This is a genomic window from Methanolobus sp. ZRKC3 (assembly GCF_045291275.1).
In the GTDB taxonomy this organism is placed as follows: domain Archaea; phylum Halobacteriota; class Methanosarcinia; order Methanosarcinales; family Methanosarcinaceae; genus Methanolobus.
In genome coordinates, this window is record NZ_CP146982.1 from 1,045,135 (window position 1) to 1,062,852 (window position 17,718).

At 42.8% G+C, this 17,718-nt stretch carries 16 protein-coding genes; 12 read left to right on the plus strand and 4 right to left on the minus strand.

Annotation, left to right across the window (positions count from 1 at the left end):
- Positions 1-35: 35 nt before the first annotated feature.
- Both V7O66_RS05255 and V7O66_RS05260 read left to right on the plus strand, forming a co-directional pair.
- A complete protein-coding gene (locus V7O66_RS05255; protein WP_406661915.1) occupies positions 36-806 on the plus strand; it encodes a Nif3-like dinuclear metal center hexameric protein in 771 nt (256 codons plus the stop codon).
- Between the two features lie 6 nt (positions 807-812).
- A complete protein-coding gene (locus V7O66_RS05260; RefSeq protein WP_406661916.1) occupies positions 813-959 on the plus strand; it encodes a hypothetical protein in 147 nt (48 codons plus the stop codon).
- Here V7O66_RS05260 and V7O66_RS05265 read toward each other — a convergent pair whose 3' ends face one another.
- The 3 genes from V7O66_RS05265 to V7O66_RS05275 form a co-directional block, all read right to left on the minus strand.
- On the minus strand, positions 960-1,508 hold the full coding sequence (locus V7O66_RS05265; RefSeq protein WP_406661917.1) for a tRNA (cytidine(56)-2'-O)-methyltransferase: 549 nt from the start codon (positions 1,506-1,508) through the stop codon (positions 960-962).
- Positions 1,509-1,523: 15 nt separating this feature from the next.
- Positions 1,524-3,044: an AMP phosphorylase gene (locus tag V7O66_RS05270; RefSeq protein WP_406661918.1), complete on the minus strand. Its 1,521-nt coding sequence runs from the start codon at positions 3,042-3,044 to the stop codon at positions 1,524-1,526.
- Positions 3,045-3,140: 96 nt separating this feature from the next.
- Entirely contained in the window at positions 3,141-3,599 is a 459-nt protein-coding gene (locus V7O66_RS05275) for a DUF5788 family protein (protein WP_406661919.1), read from the minus strand.
- A gap of 161 nt (positions 3,600-3,760) precedes the next feature.
- Here V7O66_RS05275 and V7O66_RS05280 point away from each other — a divergent pair, with 161 nt between their 5' ends.
- From V7O66_RS05280 to V7O66_RS05315, 8 genes are all read left to right on the plus strand, one after another.
- The gene (locus V7O66_RS05280; RefSeq protein WP_406661920.1) at positions 3,761-4,225 is read left to right on the plus strand and encodes a nucleoside deaminase; all 465 of its coding nucleotides are present in this window, start codon (positions 3,761-3,763) and stop codon (positions 4,223-4,225) included.
- 105 nt (positions 4,226-4,330) lie between these two features.
- Positions 4,331-5,518, plus strand: coding sequence for a mechanosensitive ion channel family protein (locus V7O66_RS05285; RefSeq protein WP_406661921.1), 1,188 nt, complete (start codon positions 4,331-4,333; stop codon positions 5,516-5,518).
- Between the two features lie 125 nt (positions 5,519-5,643).
- Complete coding sequence (gene pheA / locus V7O66_RS05290) at positions 5,644-6,519, plus strand: prephenate dehydratase (protein ID WP_406661922.1); 876 nt, start codon at positions 5,644-5,646, stop codon at positions 6,517-6,519.
- 22 nt (positions 6,520-6,541) lie between these two features.
- On the plus strand, positions 6,542-7,438 hold the full coding sequence (locus V7O66_RS05295) for a hypothetical protein (RefSeq protein ID WP_406661923.1): 897 nt from the start codon (positions 6,542-6,544) through the stop codon (positions 7,436-7,438).
- Positions 7,439-7,494: 56 nt separating this feature from the next.
- Positions 7,495-8,466, plus strand: a complete 972-nt coding sequence (locus V7O66_RS05300; protein WP_406661924.1) for an AAA family ATPase — start codon at positions 7,495-7,497, stop codon at positions 8,464-8,466.
- A 36-nt stretch (positions 8,467-8,502) separates the two neighbouring features.
- Positions 8,503-9,384 carry a DUF58 domain-containing protein gene (locus V7O66_RS05305; RefSeq protein WP_406661925.1) on the plus strand — a complete coding sequence of 294 codons (882 nt, stop codon included), beginning with the start codon at positions 8,503-8,505 and terminating at the stop codon, positions 9,382-9,384.
- A complete protein-coding gene (locus V7O66_RS05310) occupies positions 9,384-11,261 on the plus strand; it encodes a BatA domain-containing protein (protein WP_406661926.1) in 1,878 nt (625 codons plus the stop codon). The genes V7O66_RS05305 and V7O66_RS05310 overlap by 1 nt, the downstream gene beginning before the upstream one ends.
- A complete protein-coding gene (locus V7O66_RS05315) occupies positions 11,261-13,831 on the plus strand; it encodes a hypothetical protein (RefSeq protein ID WP_406661927.1) in 2,571 nt (856 codons plus the stop codon). The genes V7O66_RS05310 and V7O66_RS05315 overlap by 1 nt, the downstream gene beginning before the upstream one ends.
- A gap of 99 nt (positions 13,832-13,930) precedes the next feature.
- Here V7O66_RS05315 and V7O66_RS05320 read toward each other — a convergent pair whose 3' ends face one another.
- Positions 13,931-14,614 (minus strand): class I SAM-dependent methyltransferase, encoded by a 684-nt coding sequence (locus V7O66_RS05320; RefSeq protein ID WP_406661928.1) that lies wholly within the window; start codon positions 14,612-14,614, stop codon positions 13,931-13,933.
- A gap of 278 nt (positions 14,615-14,892) precedes the next feature.
- On the opposite strand from V7O66_RS05320, the gene V7O66_RS05325 reads away from it, so the two are divergent.
- Together V7O66_RS05325 and V7O66_RS05330 are read left to right on the plus strand one after the other, a co-directional pair.
- Positions 14,893-16,191 (plus strand): O-acetylhomoserine aminocarboxypropyltransferase/cysteine synthase family protein, encoded by a 1,299-nt coding sequence (locus V7O66_RS05325; protein WP_406661929.1) that lies wholly within the window; start codon positions 14,893-14,895, stop codon positions 16,189-16,191.
- A gap of 1 nt (position 16,192) precedes the next feature.
- Positions 16,193-17,665, plus strand: coding sequence for a homoserine O-acetyltransferase (locus tag V7O66_RS05330; RefSeq protein ID WP_406661930.1), 1,473 nt, complete (start codon positions 16,193-16,195; stop codon positions 17,663-17,665).
- Positions 17,666-17,718 lie beyond the last annotated feature (53 nt).

Below are 17,718 nucleotides of genomic sequence, written 5' to 3' on the forward strand. Positions count from 1 at the left end.
ACTATATATAAATATATTACCGAAAATGCGACAGATTGAAATTACTTGACAAAATATTCGACTATATGGAACTTTCCGACGTTGTTAACTTTCTGGAAGAAATTGCACCTTCTGAACTGGCCGAAGAATTTGACATAGGCAGGATAGGACTTACCCTGAATCTGGAAAACGATGTGAAAAGAATAGCAGTTGCTCTTGACCCCACCGAATATGTTATCAAAAGGGCAGCTGAGATGGGGGCTAATCTTTTGATCACACATCATACCCTGATATTCCATCCGATAAACCTCATACCAAGATATCTTGCAGATACCCTCAAAATAGCACTTGGAAATGAGATCTCCCTTTATTCAATGCACACCAATTTAGATAAGGCAGAAAACGGAATCAATGATGTCCTTGCAAGAAAGCTTGGACTTTCCAACATAGAGAATTGCGAAATTGGAAGGATAGGGACGATTAAACCATGTTCTGCTGAGAACTTTGCGAGTCATGTTTCAAAATGCCTGAATACGCATGTGCAATTCGTTGGCAGGAAAGAAGAAATAAGAAAAGTAATGGTTTTCGGAGGTAGTGGGTTCAGGGATGAATACCTTGAATTTGCAAAAAGGAATGATGTTGACGCCTATGTTTCCTCAGAACTGAAACATGATATAATCCGCTCCTGGGAAGATATGCTGCTTGTGGATGCGACACATTATGCCACAGAGAATCCCGGTATGCAGGAATTATGTACAATCCTTGAAGATAAATTGAAACTTGATGTTGAATTTATAGAACACAACCCATTCATCAAAACACTGTGAGATTCCATGCCAGAAGATGAAGACATAACAGAGGATGAACTTGAAGAAATGCTTGAGGATGGGTTCAAGTATAAAGAAAAACCAAAGCACAGGGGCTTTGGCAAATATGAAAGAAGGGGTATTTACAGAGGAGCTGATGTGAAAAAGGATTGATCACTCAGATCCTTGTTCAGTTTGCCTGTGATCTATGACCTGTTTACCACATTCCATAGGTACAACTGTCAGCTCGCCGCCGTGGAATTCAGCACCCAGCGGATCAACCTCAGCAATCCTATCCAGCGTCACCGCAAGTGCAGCAACCTCGGAATGAGGTTGGTTTCCAACAGCAACATTCCAGTCTGCCATTTCATATATCTCGAAGGGAACCTTTTCAGCCCCTACAACGATCATTAGTTTCTCACATTCCTTTATTTCAGGAACTGCATCCGGAAGATTCACCCCGTACATGGAAAGGTGGCAAACCTTACCGCCTTCGTCCTTCCATTTTTTTATCTCGGATTTCCAGCTCACATTATTTTTGACATAGAAGTCGCCACCCCACCTCTGCGCAACATCAAGCAGATTGTTGGAAAGCTTGGGATCATCGGATGCAAGTAGCATCCCCTCGGCTCCAAAAGCCCGGGCGGTCAGCCCCACATGGGTGGTTATTCTCTTGTCCCTTTGTGGACGATGACCAAGCCTTAAAATAACTATATTTTTCATTTGCGCACCTGAATATCAGACTTCTTTAATGTCAGCCACTTTTTCAATGAGCATACCTTCAACAACAATAGGAGGATTTTCTCTTGCGCTCTTGATGGCTTCTGCCAGTTTATCTTCCTTTTCGGCATATATCGTCAATACAGGATGGCCTTCTTTCACAAGTTCTCCGCGTTTCTTATGAATTTCAACGCCTGAGCCTTTATCGTTTGGAGCTCCGGCGAGCCTGGCTATCTGGACTATGCGCTTGTTATCGAACTCGATTATGTACCCATTAGCAGGTGCAATGTAATCTGCGGTGAACTCCCCAACCTTGATATCACTGGAAGTAACATTGGGATCTCCACCCTGGATCTCAATTATCTCCTTGAACTTTGCAAGAGCTTTACCATTCTTCAAAGTATCAAGTGCAAGTTCACGACCCTGCCCCTTAGCGGCAACACCGCCCATCTCCAGGAGCATTCCAGCCAGAGCAGCACTTTTCTCAATTAGGCTGTTTGGCCCTTCCATGGATTCCAGCACCTTCAGTGCCTCTATGACCTCAAGTCCGGGCCCTACTGTCCTTCCCACAGGTGAAGCACCATAGGTCAGAGCACAGTCAACATCCATTCCGAGGCGCTCACCAAGGCTTATAAGGTCCCTTGCAAGCTTCCTTCCGGTCTTTATATCAGGTATCTTCGTACCTGCACCAGTGGGAATATCCATGACCACTTTCTGAGCACCCACAGCGCCTTTCTTAGCCATTATAGAAGCAAGCAACTGGCAATGAGGATCAATGGAAAGCGGATACTCTATTTTGATCAGTTTATCATCGGCAGGTGCGATATTGGTGGCTCCACCCCATACAATGACACCTCCGATTCTTTCAGTCATATCCTTGATCTCTGCTGCTGTAAATTCTACAGGAGCAAGGATCTCCATAAGATCAGCAGTTCCACCAGCACCGGTTATGGCGCGGGAACTGGTCTTTGGTATAAGCAGACCATTAGCTGCAACGATAGGAACAATGAGCAATGAGATCTTATTTCCAGGAACTCCCCCAATTGAATGTTTGTCCATTATTGGAGATGAGTCGAACTTTATACGCTCACCAGTATCTATCATAGCTTTTGTCAGCCACTCAGTCTCATCTTCGGTCATATCATTGATGTAAGTAGCCGTAAGGAAAGCAGCAAGTTCGATCTCATTGAGGTTTTCCTCAACAATATCCTGGACCAGATTGTATATCTCATCCCTTCCCACCTTTTCGCCATCCATTACCTTCCTGATAATATACGTGGATGTTGGTTTTTCAGCAGCCACAACCTCTACTGTTTCAGTCCATTCCTTCTGGAGCATCTCATGCACTTCGTTGTACAGACCAATCATACCCGGAGAGATCATGTCCTCTGTAAAGTCCACAATCGCGGTCAATGTGGTGTGGTCTTTTATCCTTACCCTGTCACCTTCATTGACACCGAGCTCTTTCGCATCGATGGTGTTCAACACCACTTTATACTTCCCTACTTTGATATCTATTGGTTGTACTTTTAGCTGCATGGTTCCACCTTTATTTTATGTATACTGTGAAATGCTCTAAAAGATAAATATGTTTAGGATATTCACGAAAGAAAAGAGAAAAACGGAGAGTGAGCGTTATGCCTCACCTGTGGTTTTCAGGAATTGCACCCATTTGCGTGCATTTTCAACCCGCTCTATAGAGCATGCTTTGTGAAAATCCTCCCTCTTCTCCCTGGAAGTACCATTTTCTATGGACCTGAGATCCATTATGGCGCGCAATATGCCTGATGTCTCATAGAAAAGCTTCTTTGCCTCTTCTTTCGTTAGCTTGTCTGTGCTCAGTTTCAGTTCGTCATCCTTCTCTTTCTCTTTTAAGTGAAGAATACATGTTTCAATACTATCGGAATCTTCCTCGCTCAGGTGCTCCTTATTTATCAGTTCCCAGACCATTTCATGAAGCTTACACTGATTCCCATTAACATCCACGGAATATGGCACCTGCACACCCACCCAGAAAAGGCGAGCCTTTAAAGCTTTAAGAAGTTTATTCCTATCCCGTTCACTTATGAGATCATTATCACATGAATCCTGCATTCAATCAACCTTCCATCAAATAGTATCATAAAACATCTTTGTTCAAAGACAAATAAATGTATGTTTCATCTTGTTAATGAAAGATACCTTTCTGAAGTCCAGTAAATATGCAAGGCACATACACCACCGAGCTTAAACAGGATTAATAATAATTCAGTTCCATGAACCAGTTTATGCAGATTGCCATCGGTGAGGCGCGAGAGGGTATGAACAGCAACCACGGAGGGCCTTTTGGAGCTGTTATTGTGAAAGATGGAAACATCATATCAAGATCCCACAACAAGGTTCTGCATACAAATGACCCAACAGCACATGCAGAAGTTGAAGCTATAAGAGAAGCCAGTGCCTTTCTTGAAAGATTCGATCTCTCTGACTGTGAGATATATACCACCTCACAACCCTGCCCCATGTGCCTTGCAGCCATATACTGGGCACGTATCAAAAAGATATACTTTGGAACCGACAAAGATGAGGTTTCCTCAGTAGGTTTCGATGACAGCCGTTTCTATGAGATAATAAGGGGACATATAGCAGACCCGGAGCTCAGTTTTGTGCTTGTAGAAAAGGAAGGATGCCTTAAGCTGCTTGATGAATGGGATAAAAAGCCTGACAAACAAATGTATTGAAAACACCACAAACAGAATATATTATTAGATACTGATAGAAAATGGGACTTCTAATTTACAGGGATCGAGTTCGATTCCAAAAATACTGTTGCTGGAGTGGTTGATATGATTCTTGAAGAACTGGCTGCAAGCATTATTGTGCTCATTGTGACCACAGTGTTAATTCTGGGCCTGAATTATCTTTTCGAGAAAAGATCGCTGTTCTCACGTGAGAGAATTGTTCAGCAGCTCATTATTGTTTCAGTGATGATATTTGGAATTATATTCGCTATTTTTGCACTTCCTATCAGTATTGAAGACAAGAATCTAATACTTACACTGGTAGGTATCGTCATAGGTGCAGTGATCACCTTTGCTTCCACGACATTTGTTGCAAATGCAATGTCAGGGGTCATGGTCAGGCTGATCAATCCTTTCAAGTTAGGGGACTTTATCAAGATCGATGAAACCTTCGGAAGGGTGACTGAGATCAATTTCCTGCATACACAGATCCAGTCCATTGATAGGGATCTTATAACAATACCCAATAGGACACTAGTATCAAATCCCCTAAAGACCATCCGTGCGTCCGGAACAATAATAACGACCAGTGTTTCCCTGGGTTATAATATTCCAAGGAAAGATGTAGAAAAAAGCCTCTTTCAGGCAGCCCAAAAAAGTGAACTTGAAACTCCTTTCGTACATGTGACGAAGCTGGGTGATTTCTCTGTGAGTTACACAGTAGGAGGGTTGCTTAAGGACGTCGAGAGTCTTATAACTGCAAGGTCGAATTTCAAGAAGAACGTTATGGATTCATTGCACGACAATGAAATTGAGATAGTATCCCCGACTTTCATGAACCAGCGTGTTTACAGTCCGGAATATGTCTGCATGCCACCTGCTGAAATAGGAACATCTGCCACAGATATGCAGCATGCTACTGAACCAAAGACAGAAGACATCATTTTTGACAAAGCGATCAAAGTCCAGGTTCTCGAACAAATATATTCCACAGCCGACGGCTTTCCCCACAGACGAAAAGAAATTGAGGAAAAGATCAAGATCCTGGCCAGCTCCGACCAAAGGGATAAGCTTACTGAAAAGATGGCTGAATTGCACCCTGAAGAGGAAGAGCTGAAACATGATGTTGCAGAGCTGAAAGAACTACCGGACATCACAGCCATAAAAGAAGATATAGAAAAAGAGAAAATAATGGACCTTATCATAGAGGTAGAAACAAAGACCTTCATTATGGATGAAAAGTTCAAGTTCATTGAGGAAAGGCTTGAGAAACTCCTTGAAGTGAAAGAATGACATTTTGAGGATGAACTTCAAGGATTCATTTCCATTTTTATTATTGCCTGCATATAATCCTAAACACGCATTGACAGGCGGTCCGATGCAAAGATATTTTAAACTTCCCACCATTAGAGCTCTGGATGAATATCGGTGTGCTTGGACCAAAAGGATCCTACTCAGAAAAAGCTGCAAAGCAATGGCTTGCCGGAAGGAATAATGAGAATGATCATTCTCTTGAATATTTTGATGACATACAGGATGTTTTCTCTTCATTAAGTTCGGATTCTGTTGATATTGGAGTTGTACCCCTGGAAAACTCCATAGAAGGTTCTGTGGGAGTCAGCCTTGACATGCTTCTTGAAAAGGACGTTGCAGTAATAGGGGAGACCGTTGTTACTATAGAGCACTGTCTTTTGTCCCGGGGTAAGAAGGAAGATATAAAGATAATTCTCTCCCATCCACAGGGACTTGCACAATGCAGGCAATTTCTCAAAGAGCATTTTGAAGGTGTTGAGCTTCGGACAACAGGAAGTACATCACATGCCGCAAAGCTTGCAACGGAATTTCCGGAAATGGCTGCCATAGCCTCAAAAGAGGCAGCCCGGATGTATGGCCTTGATATACTCATTCCCAATGTGCAGGACAGAAGACAGAATCACACCCGGTTTTTCGTAATAGTACCTTCTGAGAAAAAAGAGCACATTGAGAGCATCATTCATGCAAATTCCGAAGAGCATGAATACAAAACATCGATTATCGTTTACCTTGACCGCGACAGGCCCGGTGCCCTCTACGAGATACTGGCGGAGTTTGCCCAAAAAAGCATCAACCTTACAAGAATAGAGTCCAGACCATCCAAGGAGGCGCTCGGTGATTACGTCTTTTATATAGACTTCGAAGGCTATATAAATGATGCAAATATAAAAGGTGCAATATATAATATAGAGTCAAAAGTCGGGATGCTAAAAATGCTTGGTTCATATCCGAAATTCATACCAGGCCCGACATCAAATTAAGATTCTCCAATGCGGTGCTATGATGGATATCAGGGATTTTGTACGAAAACAGGAAGCTGCTCTTAAAAAATACCGCCGTATATACAAATTACTCGACTTTTTTACCATTACACTGATCCTTTACACAATAATGGTCTTACTGAGTGTTGACCAGATATTCCCTCTTATCAATACTTTTGAGGTCAGGGCGGGCACCAGTTATGATGCCGCAGGCCTGAGCATTGCCTTTGAAAGCGTGGTTATGCTTCTTGTATCAGCATTTTTCGCACTCATAGTGACATTGCTCATACACTTACGCGATGACAGAACAGGTGCTATTCTGCTTGTGGAGGAAAAGTATCCGAATCTCAGGGAGAGATTGCGAACTGCCTACGACAACCTCAACGTTGACAATATCATAGCAAACGATCTTGTACAGATAGTTTCTGCAAATGTAACAAAGGTGAACTCATCTGATTTTATGCGAAAGAGAAGGGTAACTTTTGGAATCGTTATCCTGCTGGTATCGTTTGCAGCGTTGACCGTCATTACAGTAAATGATATTCATACAGATACAACACCTGATGACTGGAAGGATATTCTGGACAACCTACCAGGAGTCTCCGAAGAGGAAAATCCCGATGACCTTTTTGAGATAGGAGATGAAGGTGGCGAGGAAGGAGATGGCTCAGATTCAGAGAATCTCATCGGTGAACCGGCTGTTGTTGTAGTAGAAGGTAAGGAAGTAGACCTCTCACTCCCACCTGGATCAGGCGTTGGATTCAGCAATTCGGAAGACGCGGAAGAGAGAGAAGAGGAGTTCCAGCAATCCTCAGCCTATGAAATAAGTGTCATTTCCTCCCAGGCATATTATGAGGAATTGCCAGATGGCTATGAAAGTATTATTAAAGACTACTTTGAGGAACTGGCAAAGAAATGATAGATTCACATTGATCACTTAATTACAATCATGTTACAAGGATAAGGAGATAATAAATGGCTAGTGACCTGAATTCAAGAGACCTTTCGCAAACATATAAAGTTGCAGGAGATGTGTTCGCAACTCTTTTCAATGAGATCGAAAAGGTAATTGTCGGCCAGAAGGATACAGTTGAGCAGATAATCATGGCAATACTCTGTAATGGTCATGCTCTTGTTGAGAGTAATCCCGGGCTTGGAAAGACACTTACCATATCTACCGTTGCAAAGGCAATGGACCTGAATTTTAGCAGGATACAGTGTACCCCTGACCTGATGCCTGCGGACATTACCGGAACCCACCTCATTGAGGAAGTGGGAGGAACAAAGGAATTCAAATTCGAACCTGGACCTGTTTTTGCAAACGTCGTACTTGCCGATGAGATCAACCGTGCATCCCCAAAGACACAATCCGCACTTCTGGAAGCCATGCAGGAGAAGCAGATAACCGTTGGAAATGACACATTCATGCTGGATAAGCCGTTCTTCATCCTGGCAACACAGAATCCCATAGAAATGGAAGGTACTTTCCCGCTACCGGAAGCCCAGCTTGACAGATTCCTGTTCAAAATACTTGTGGATTACCCAAGCTATGAGGATGAGATCGAGATCGTGAACCGCTATACACGTTCCATAATGCCGACTGTGGGCAAGGTCCTTAACAAGAGCACACTGCTTGACCTCCAGAAACTCACAAGGGATGTTCCAATCGCCGATGACATCAAGAACCGTGCAATTAAGATAGTGATGAGCACACGTATCAAGAGCGAGTTCATTGAATACGGTGCTTCCCCAAGGGCATCCATAGGTCTGATACTTGCAGCAAAAGCAAGAGCTCTCGTCAAAGGCAGGAACTTTGTCAGTGCCGAGGACATTGATGCCATGGCATACCCTATCCTCAGACACAGGATAATACTCACCTTTGAAGCTGAAAGAAGAGGATTCTCCACAGACCAAGTCATCAAGAACATACTTGAGAAGATCAAGTGATAGCGGCCCTTAAAACACCCAAACCTAGATCTGGCAATGAGCGATAAAAAGCATACCATTGATGTTGATTTTTTCAGACAGCTTGACCGCTTCACCTTTATGGTGAAAAAAAGGATCTCGACTGCATATGCAGGTAGCAGACGCTCCATCCACAGTGGAAAAGGGCTTGATACCATTGGATACAGGGAGTACAATCCAGGAGATGAGCTAAAGTCCATAGACTGGAAAGCGTATGGAAGATCGGAGAAACTCTATGTCAGGCAGTTCGAGGAAGATAAATCACTTACAACCCATATTCTCCTCGATGCCAGCAAGAGTATGGATTATTCAAGTGCTGATATCAGCAAGTTCGAGTATGCAACTATGCTTGCAGCCGGCTTTGCATATCTTGTCACCAAAGATAACGATAAGTTCGCCATCTCAACCTTTGCCGAGGAAATAGATATCACAAAGCCCAGAAGAGGACGAAAATACCTCTTACAGAATATAGAAAGACTTGAACAGATAAAACTGGCGGGAAAAACCGATATTGACGAATGTGTGCTACAATACGAGAAAGCCATCAGTTCAAGATCTGTTGTCATTATCATCTCTGATTTTCTCGAAGATGCGCAGGCTATCGAATCAGCCATATACCGCCTTGCAAATCATGATCTTATACTTGTGCAGGTGCTGGACAGGGCTGAAAGCGCACTCACATTACACGGACACAGTAAGCTCATTGATCTGGAAACAGGAGCAAAGATAGATACCTACCTCAGCGAGGATTTCAAGAGCGAATACCAGAAACAACTGGAGGAACATGTCAACCGGATACATGATGCATGCAGTAAAGTTGGTGCTGAGTTCTATACATTCACATCGGATGTTCCAATATTTGATGCATTCTTCAACACCATAAGCAGGAGGAAACTCTGATGCCGTTTGAAACACCACTGGCACTGGCTGCTCTTGCGAGCATTATACCACTCATACTTCTCTACCTGCTACGTCCGAAGCCCCTGCAGGTGCAGGTTCCTTCCCTTATGTTCTTTATGAACGTTCAGGAAGAGAAGAAACGTTTCTTTACTTCCATAACAAAACTCATCAAGGACCCTCTTTTCCTTATCCAGCTATTGGTGCTCATACTCCTGGCACTTGCAGCGGCTGCACCTTTCCTTGAGACAGAGGAACCTCTTAGCGGTGAGCATACTGTACTGATAATTGATGCCTCTGCAAGTATGCAGACGGACAACAGGTTCAGCAGCGCAATTTCAAAAGCCGAGGATTATGTCAGCAAGAAGAACAGTGTTATCCTGGCAGAGAATGTTCCTGTTACAATAATAGAGAGTGCAGGAGCCACAGCCACCAATGATGCACTTGATGCACTCAAGCCAAAGGCAACTGTTGCCGATATATCCGGTTCGGTCTCTGCTGGAATGAGACTACTATCCCAAGAAGGGGGAAGAATAGTCGTTATTTCTGATTTTACTAACTGGGACGGAGATGACCCCGTAAATGCAAAGAACCTTGCAGAATCCTACGGAATAAAAGTGGAGTACCTGCTTGTTGGTAAAAGCACAGGCAATGTGGGTATTATCCAGGGTGATATAGAAACTGTGGACGGCAACTACCAGTACAGCGGTGTGGTGAAAAACTACAAGGGCAGCAGGGAATCTGTGAAACTTAAGGTAACAAATCTCGATAGTGGAAAATCCACAACAGAGAACCTTGGAAGTATAGCCGCAGGTGCCACGCAACAATTCCTGCTCACAAATCTTGGAACTGGCATAAGCGAAGTGGAAATAACCGGATCAGATGATCTGATGCTGGATAATACTGCCTACATTTCAATACCAAAACTTTCCACAAAACAGGTGCTCTTTGTATCTGATGCTGAAAAGCTTCCATCTGAAACAGCTCTTTCACTGATGCCAAACATCAAGACAAAAGTGCTTGAAGGCATACCTGATGACATTTCAAAATACAGCATTGTCATCATCGCCAGTAAGGATAGGACACTGGCATCCAATGAGATAGTAACTCTAAGCAATTTCATCAATGGTGGCGGTGAAGCGGTCTTCATAGCAAGTGAAGCGCTGTCTGCCGAGAAGGCAAAGATAGAATTACTGGAGCTTATACCCGTTATCACCGACGGCATTACAGATACCGAGGACGGAGTAACCCTTGAGGTCGTACAGGAAACAAGACTCAGCGAGGACATCAAATTCGATGAGATCGCTGTATACAGATACCTCAACGCTACCCCAAGACGAGATTCCACAACTCTTGTAAGCACAGAAGAGGGAACTCCAATGCTGACCTATGGCACACTTGGAGAAGGAACCGTGGTCTATCTTGGTACCAATGATGCTCTTGGTGAGGATGCATGGAACAACTTCCATAACCTTCCGGAGTACCCTGTATTCTGGATCAAGCTGGCTGGCTGGCTTGGAGGGTCGGGAAGTGTTAACGATTACAACTTAAAGACGGGAGCTATCTCGGCACTGGCAAAGGAGCAGGAGATACAGACACCCGGTGGCAGCCAGACTGTTGACAGAGTGCTCTATGACGAGGCAGGTGTCTACGAAGTTGCAGGCAGAAGCATTGCAGTCAATCTCTATAATGACAGGGAATCCGACACAAGCCTTGAAGGGAAAGAGCTGGTCGAACGTTCAAAGGCAGATGATGACCCAGGCATCGTACGTGCCAGCACTTATGCTGCGAAGAAGTATCTGGATATTTACATGATAATAATTGTTTTTGCACTGGTAGTACTGGAACTGTTGATAATCAGGAAGAGAGGTGAGCTTTAATGATCAATTTCGAGCAACCTGAATTACTCGGGCTTATGATACCAGTCCTCATCGCTGGAATATACCTTCTGAGAACAGGTACAAAAAAAGGACTCATCATCTCAAGGATAATAGTTGCAGCACTGCTTGTTACTGCACTGGCATCCCCCTTCACACTGGTTCCAAAGGTCACCAGCGATGATACACCTGATATCGTACTCATTTCCGATAATACAGCAAGCATGGGCCTATTCAAGGAAGAGACAGCAAACAATCTCTACGAGGCTATGACTGCAAGAACACCTACTACTCTTGTTCAGCTAACTGGCGACAGTACATCCCTTGGAGATGCCATCATGCAATACTCCAGAGGCGATAACCAGATAGTCATAGTCACTGACGGTAACAATAACCACGGTGCAGAGCTCGAGGATGCCCTGCAGTTTGCAAAAGATACCGGAACCACAGTCTATGCAGTAGAACCTGAACTTGAGTTCAATGACCTCAGTGTGCAGATACTCGGGGACAAGACTGTTGTAGTAGATACTGAACTTTCTTTTGAAATATTGGTTTCAAAAGCAACTGATGAACCAATGAGTTATCAATATGATGTTTACATCGATGGTAAGCCTGAAAAAACAGGCATAAAACGTACCCAAATTGATCGCCAAAAAACTTCTCCGCTGCTTAGTGAACCAATTGTATTTTCACAGAAGGAGATGGGGAGCCATATTATCAAGGTTGTAGTCAAACCATCCAGTTTTGATATGGATTCTATCAATAATGTATTTTATAAAACAGTGTACGTAATACAACAACCAACAGTACTACTCATAACTAATGATAAAAAATCAGATTTCGCACAAAAACTCGATAGCATATACGATTTGAGAATCGAAAACAAACTTTCTGACATTGAAGATATAAGTAAACAAAAGGTTGTTGTAATTGATAATATTCATGAATTTACTTTATCAGAAGATGACGTTGAAAAGCTTGAAGATTATATTTCTTCAGGTCGTGGACTATATGTTGTAGGTGGAGAGAGAGCCTTTAACAAAGGAAACTATCTTGATTCGTCTTTTGAAAAATTGCTGCCAATTATATCCAAACCAACTGAATCTACAGGTGGCAAATATGTCGTATTAATTCTTGATTTGTCAGGAAGTACACTCACAGGGGGAGAAGGAACAGAAAGAATCGGTGATGTTATACGATCATCCCGAACTTATCCCCTCATAATCCAAAGTGCAAAGAATATTATAAGTAGTGAAGAGTTTGAAGATGCAACTTTGGGAATTATAGGCATGGGAAATTATGAAGGGGATCTACCTGAAGAAATGTTAGAGTTAATTGTTCCACAAAATATTAATGACTTTAACGAAAGTTTGGATAGTATTCAATTATACGATAACCCCATGTCAGAAACAAACTTGGATAAAGGATTATCCGATGCTCAACAATTGATTGAAAGCAAAATAGAGGATGATACTGCAGCAAAATCAATCATTATAATTGCAGATGGATCAGCTGGCATAAATCCAGCAAATGACAACGCTTTTGATGAAGCATTTAATACTGCAAAAAGCTTGATTGATAGTGGTTTTTATTTAACATTTATACACATAGAATCCAACGCTACTGGTCAAGTGAATAATGGAGAAGTTCTAGCAGAAAAATTTATGGATGATCTTGGTGGACTCCCACTAGCAAAATACATATCGCCAGTAGACCTAGTTGCTGGAGTAAATGATAATAATCAACAGGTTGAGCCTAACGAAGAGGAACCTGATGAACAAGAAATTGATGATGAGGAAACAGGTATTTTTGAAGTCCTTGAATACAACCAAAATCACTTTATAACTCGCAACTTAAACATTTCTGGGAATATTACAGGATATAATCAAGTTACTCCAAAAATCGGTTCTGATAGAATATTGATTACAAATACCGGAAAAAACATCCTCACAACATGGCGATATGGACTTGGAAGAGTCGCTGTACTTGCAACAGATAATGGAAAATCCAATGGTTGGAGTAATGATTTATTTGTCAATAATCCAAAGTTAACTTCTAGTGCCATTAACTGGGCTATCGGTAATCCTCGTGAAGAAACGGGTTTTATAGTTGAAGCACCCGATACATGGTATGGCACTCCTGCACAACTTGAACTTACTCTGTATGATGAAGATATACCAAACCTCAAATATGATGGGAAAGATATTACCACGTCATTTATAGGAAAGAATGTCTACGAAGCTACTGTTGATTCTGGATTAATAGGCATTCATGACTTTTCAGGTTACCCAGTAGCAGTAAATTATGCCATTGAATATCGTGATGTAGGCTTCAATGAAGAACTACCATCGCTTATTAAGAAATATGGCGGGGAAACATATACTGAAAATGAAGCTCGTGCTCGATTATTTGAAGAAGCAAGACAAAATTCCCAGAAGCTTATACGTGAGACCGTAAGCCAGAAGATCTACTTCCTGCTAGCAGCGCTTATTCTCTTCCTTGGTGAGGTCATCGTCAGAAGATGGAAGGAAATTCAGGAAATGAAGAAACTGCAAAGTGAGATACAGGAATAGGATCATTACGGTAATGATGGATCAAAAAGATAAGGGCAGGGGTTTTGAACCTGCTCTTGTCATCCTTTTTTAAAAATTAGTTAGCGTTGCTTATCTTATTCACGGCTTTCTCATTGTAACCATATAGAGCCTTCTTGGAAGAGCTGTCTCCTCCAGAGTACCTACATCTACCAGCTCATAACCCTGGGCAAGATGGTCGACCTTTTCCCTGCTGAAGAAGTGGACTATGAATCCGCCTTCTATCTCATACATGTCCTCTCCGCGGTGCGTACCGGTCGCATACTGCGGATCAGTTGTGTTCCTCACAGTGTAGATGTTAAGACCGTCTTTTTTGAGAACCCTTTTTATTTCCTGCATGGCAAACTCAAGTTCTGAGGTTGTTAGAGCCATACACATGAGCATGTGGGAATAACAGGCATCAAACTGTCCATCCTCGAAAGGAAGTGGCTTTCTCACATCATGACAGAATGGAGTAATGGAGTCTGAAAGACCCAGTTCTTTTGACCCTGATCGAAGTGATTCAAGGGCTTGCTCAGAATAGTCACCTACTGTAACATCAAAGCCTTCTTTTGCAAAGAACAGTGTATCCCTGCCAAATCCCCCACCAAGCTCCAGGATCTTAATTTTTCCCTCATTCTTGAACATTTCAACAGCCTTTTGTGCAGGTACACTGGCATCAGTTCCAAAAAGGTTAGCACAACCTTTTGAAAATACGTTTTCCCAGTGTGAATGCTGTTTGTCAAGGCAGGAATGATCTAAATTCTCTGTACTTTCTATTTTCATATATCCCACTAAAATTAGTTAATCAGTCATTCAATAAATAACTAATTCTCAAAAAAATCATAAATACATGATTAAACTTGGTATTACCACTGGTTATATATTCACAATTGTTATATGCAGAAATTATAAATAGAAGATGCAAGTTACATTAATGATAGAAAATACCAAAATAGTAATTTTCACCACATGTCAAATTATAAGATGGTTGAAGAATAATTTAAATTAAAGAAAAAATTCAAGTTAAGATAAATTAAAGATAATTTCACAGGAGAGACATCATGGACGAGAAACAATATGGATTTAACACCCTTGCCCTTCATGCAGGGCAAAGCCCTGATCCAACAACAGGCTCAAGGGCTGTACCGATCTACCAGACAGCATCCTATGCATTCAAGGATGCAGAACATGCAGCCAATCTTTTCGGGCTGAAGGAATTCGGTAACATTTACACCAGGCTCATGAATCCAACCACTGATGTCCTTGAGAAGAGAGTAGCAGCTATTGAAGGTGGTGTAGGGGCATTAGCCGTGGCATCAGGCATGTCTGCCATAACCCTTGCAACCCTGGGAGTTACCGGACTTGGAGATGAGATAGTTTCAGGCAACAACCTCTACGGTGGAACTTACCAGTTATTCAACAACACTTTCCCGGACCTGGGACGGAAAGTAACTTTCGTGGATTCAACAAAACCCGAAGAGTTCAAAAAAGCTATCAATGAAAAGACAAAGGCCATCTATGTAGAGATCATAGGTAATCCCAAACTGGATGTACCCGACCTTGAAGAGCTTGCAAATATAGCACACGAAGCAGGTATTCCACTTATAGTAGACAACACCGTAGGTATTGGCATTACACGGCCGATAGATTACGGAGCGGATATAGTGGTACTCTCAGCCACAAAGTTTTTGGGAGGACATGGCACCTCCATTGGAGGACTAATAGTTGATTCCGGGAATTTCAAATGGGACAACGGCAAGTTCCCTGCTTTGACCGAGCCAGACCCAAGTTATCATGGTCTCAAATACTGGGAAACCTTCGGGGATTTCCCTGAAGTCGGGAACATCGCTTTCATTATCAAGATGAGGGTTCACCTGCTTCGCGATCTTGGACCTGCATTAAGCCCGTTCAATTCTTTCCTCTTCCTGCAGGGAGTTGAAACCCTCCCACTGAGGATAGAAAGGCACAGCAGCAATGCTCTGAAGGTAGCGCAGTTCCTCAACGAACATCCACTTGTGGAATGGGTGAACTATCCGGGTCTTGAGAGCCACCCCAGTCATGAGCTCGCAAAGAAGTACCTGAACGGAAAGTTTGGAGCCATACTTGGTTTCGGTATCAAGGGAGGACTGGAAAATGGCAAGAAGTTCATTGACAATGTAGAGTTGCTTTCCCATCTTGCAAATATCGGAGATGCAAAGACACTTGTTATCCACCCTGCATCCACCACCCATCAACAACTTACCGCGGAAGAGAGAAAGGCAACAGGTGTCACTGATGACTTTATCAGAATGTCTGTGGGCCTTGAGGATGTGGAAGATATAATAGCAGACATTGACCAGGCATTGCAGAAGGCGCAGTAAAATGAAACACGAGTCAGTTGGTAAAGTTCAGACCCGGGAATTCCAGATTCCCGGGGAATTCCTGCTGGTCAGTGGAAAAACTCTGAGCGATGTCACACTGGCCTATGAGACCTATGGCAATCTGAACACCAATAAAAGCAATGCCATACTGGTCTGCCATTCACTTACAGGTGATGCACATGCTGCAGGATGGCATGAAGATGACAGCAAGCCCGGGTGGTGGGACACTCTAATAGGACCCGGGAAAGCACTCGATACAGACAGGTATTTTGTGATATGCTCGAACGTACTCGGAGGGTGTAAAGGCACCACCGGCCCTTCTTCCATCAACCCCGAAAGCGGCAGGCAGTATGGACTTGATTTTCCCGTAATAACCATTGCGGACATGGTCAATGCCCAGAAAGAGCTTATCGACCATTTTGGAATTCAACAGCTTTTTGCCTTGATAGGAGGTTCCATGGGGGGAGTACAGGTCCTACAGTGGACCACAGCATATCCCAATATGGTTGCCAAGGCCATTGCCATCGCAACAACACCCAGGTCCTCCCCACAGCAGATAGCCTTCAATGAAGTTGCACGTATAGCCATCATCTCAGACCAGAAATGGAATAAAGGAGACTATTATTCGGGTGAACCACCCATTCATGGACTTGCACTGGCACGTATGATAGGTCATATAACATACCTTAGTGACGACTCCATGCACCAGAAGTTTGGCAGACGGCTTCAGGATAAGAAAGACTATGATTTTGACCTTGGATTCGACTTTGAGGTCGAGAGCTATCTCCACTACCAGGGTAAATCCTTCACAAAACGCTTTGATGCCAATTCCTATCTGTACATAACTAAGGCCCTTGACTACTTCGATCTTTCAAAGAATGGTTCTTTGAAGGAAGGATTAAGCGATGTTGAAGCCAGCTTACTGGTAATTGCTGTCAGTTCCGACTGGTTGTACCCACCTTACCAATCAAGAGAACTTGTGGATGCCTTGAATGTGAACAATAAAGAGGTAGCCTACAGGGAAATAGAGTCTAACTACGGGCATGATGCTTTCCTTTTGGAATCAGGACAATTGAATTACATAGTTTCCAGCTTCCTGTCACAGGTGGTTGTTGCAGATGTCATGAACAGGGAGATAGTGTCTATCAAACAGGGCATCAGCATCGAGGAAACAGCACGTGTGATGTGTAAGAATGGTATAACTCACCTTCCGGTTGTCTCAAATGATAATGAACTTGTAGGCATAGTCACTTCCTGGGACATATCCAAAGCTGTTGCAATGAACTATACATCACTTGAAAGGATAATGACGAAGAATGTCATTAGCACAGGTCCTGAAGACAGTATAGAGAATGCTGCAAAAATGATGCAGATGAATAACATATCAGCACTTCCGGTAGTGGATGAGCATTCAAGGATACTGGGAATAATAGGAAGCGATGAGATCAACAGGCTAATTGGAGATTACCTATAAGCCATTACTCCTTATTTTTTTAAATCGTATCAAACATATACGGTACTTCTGTT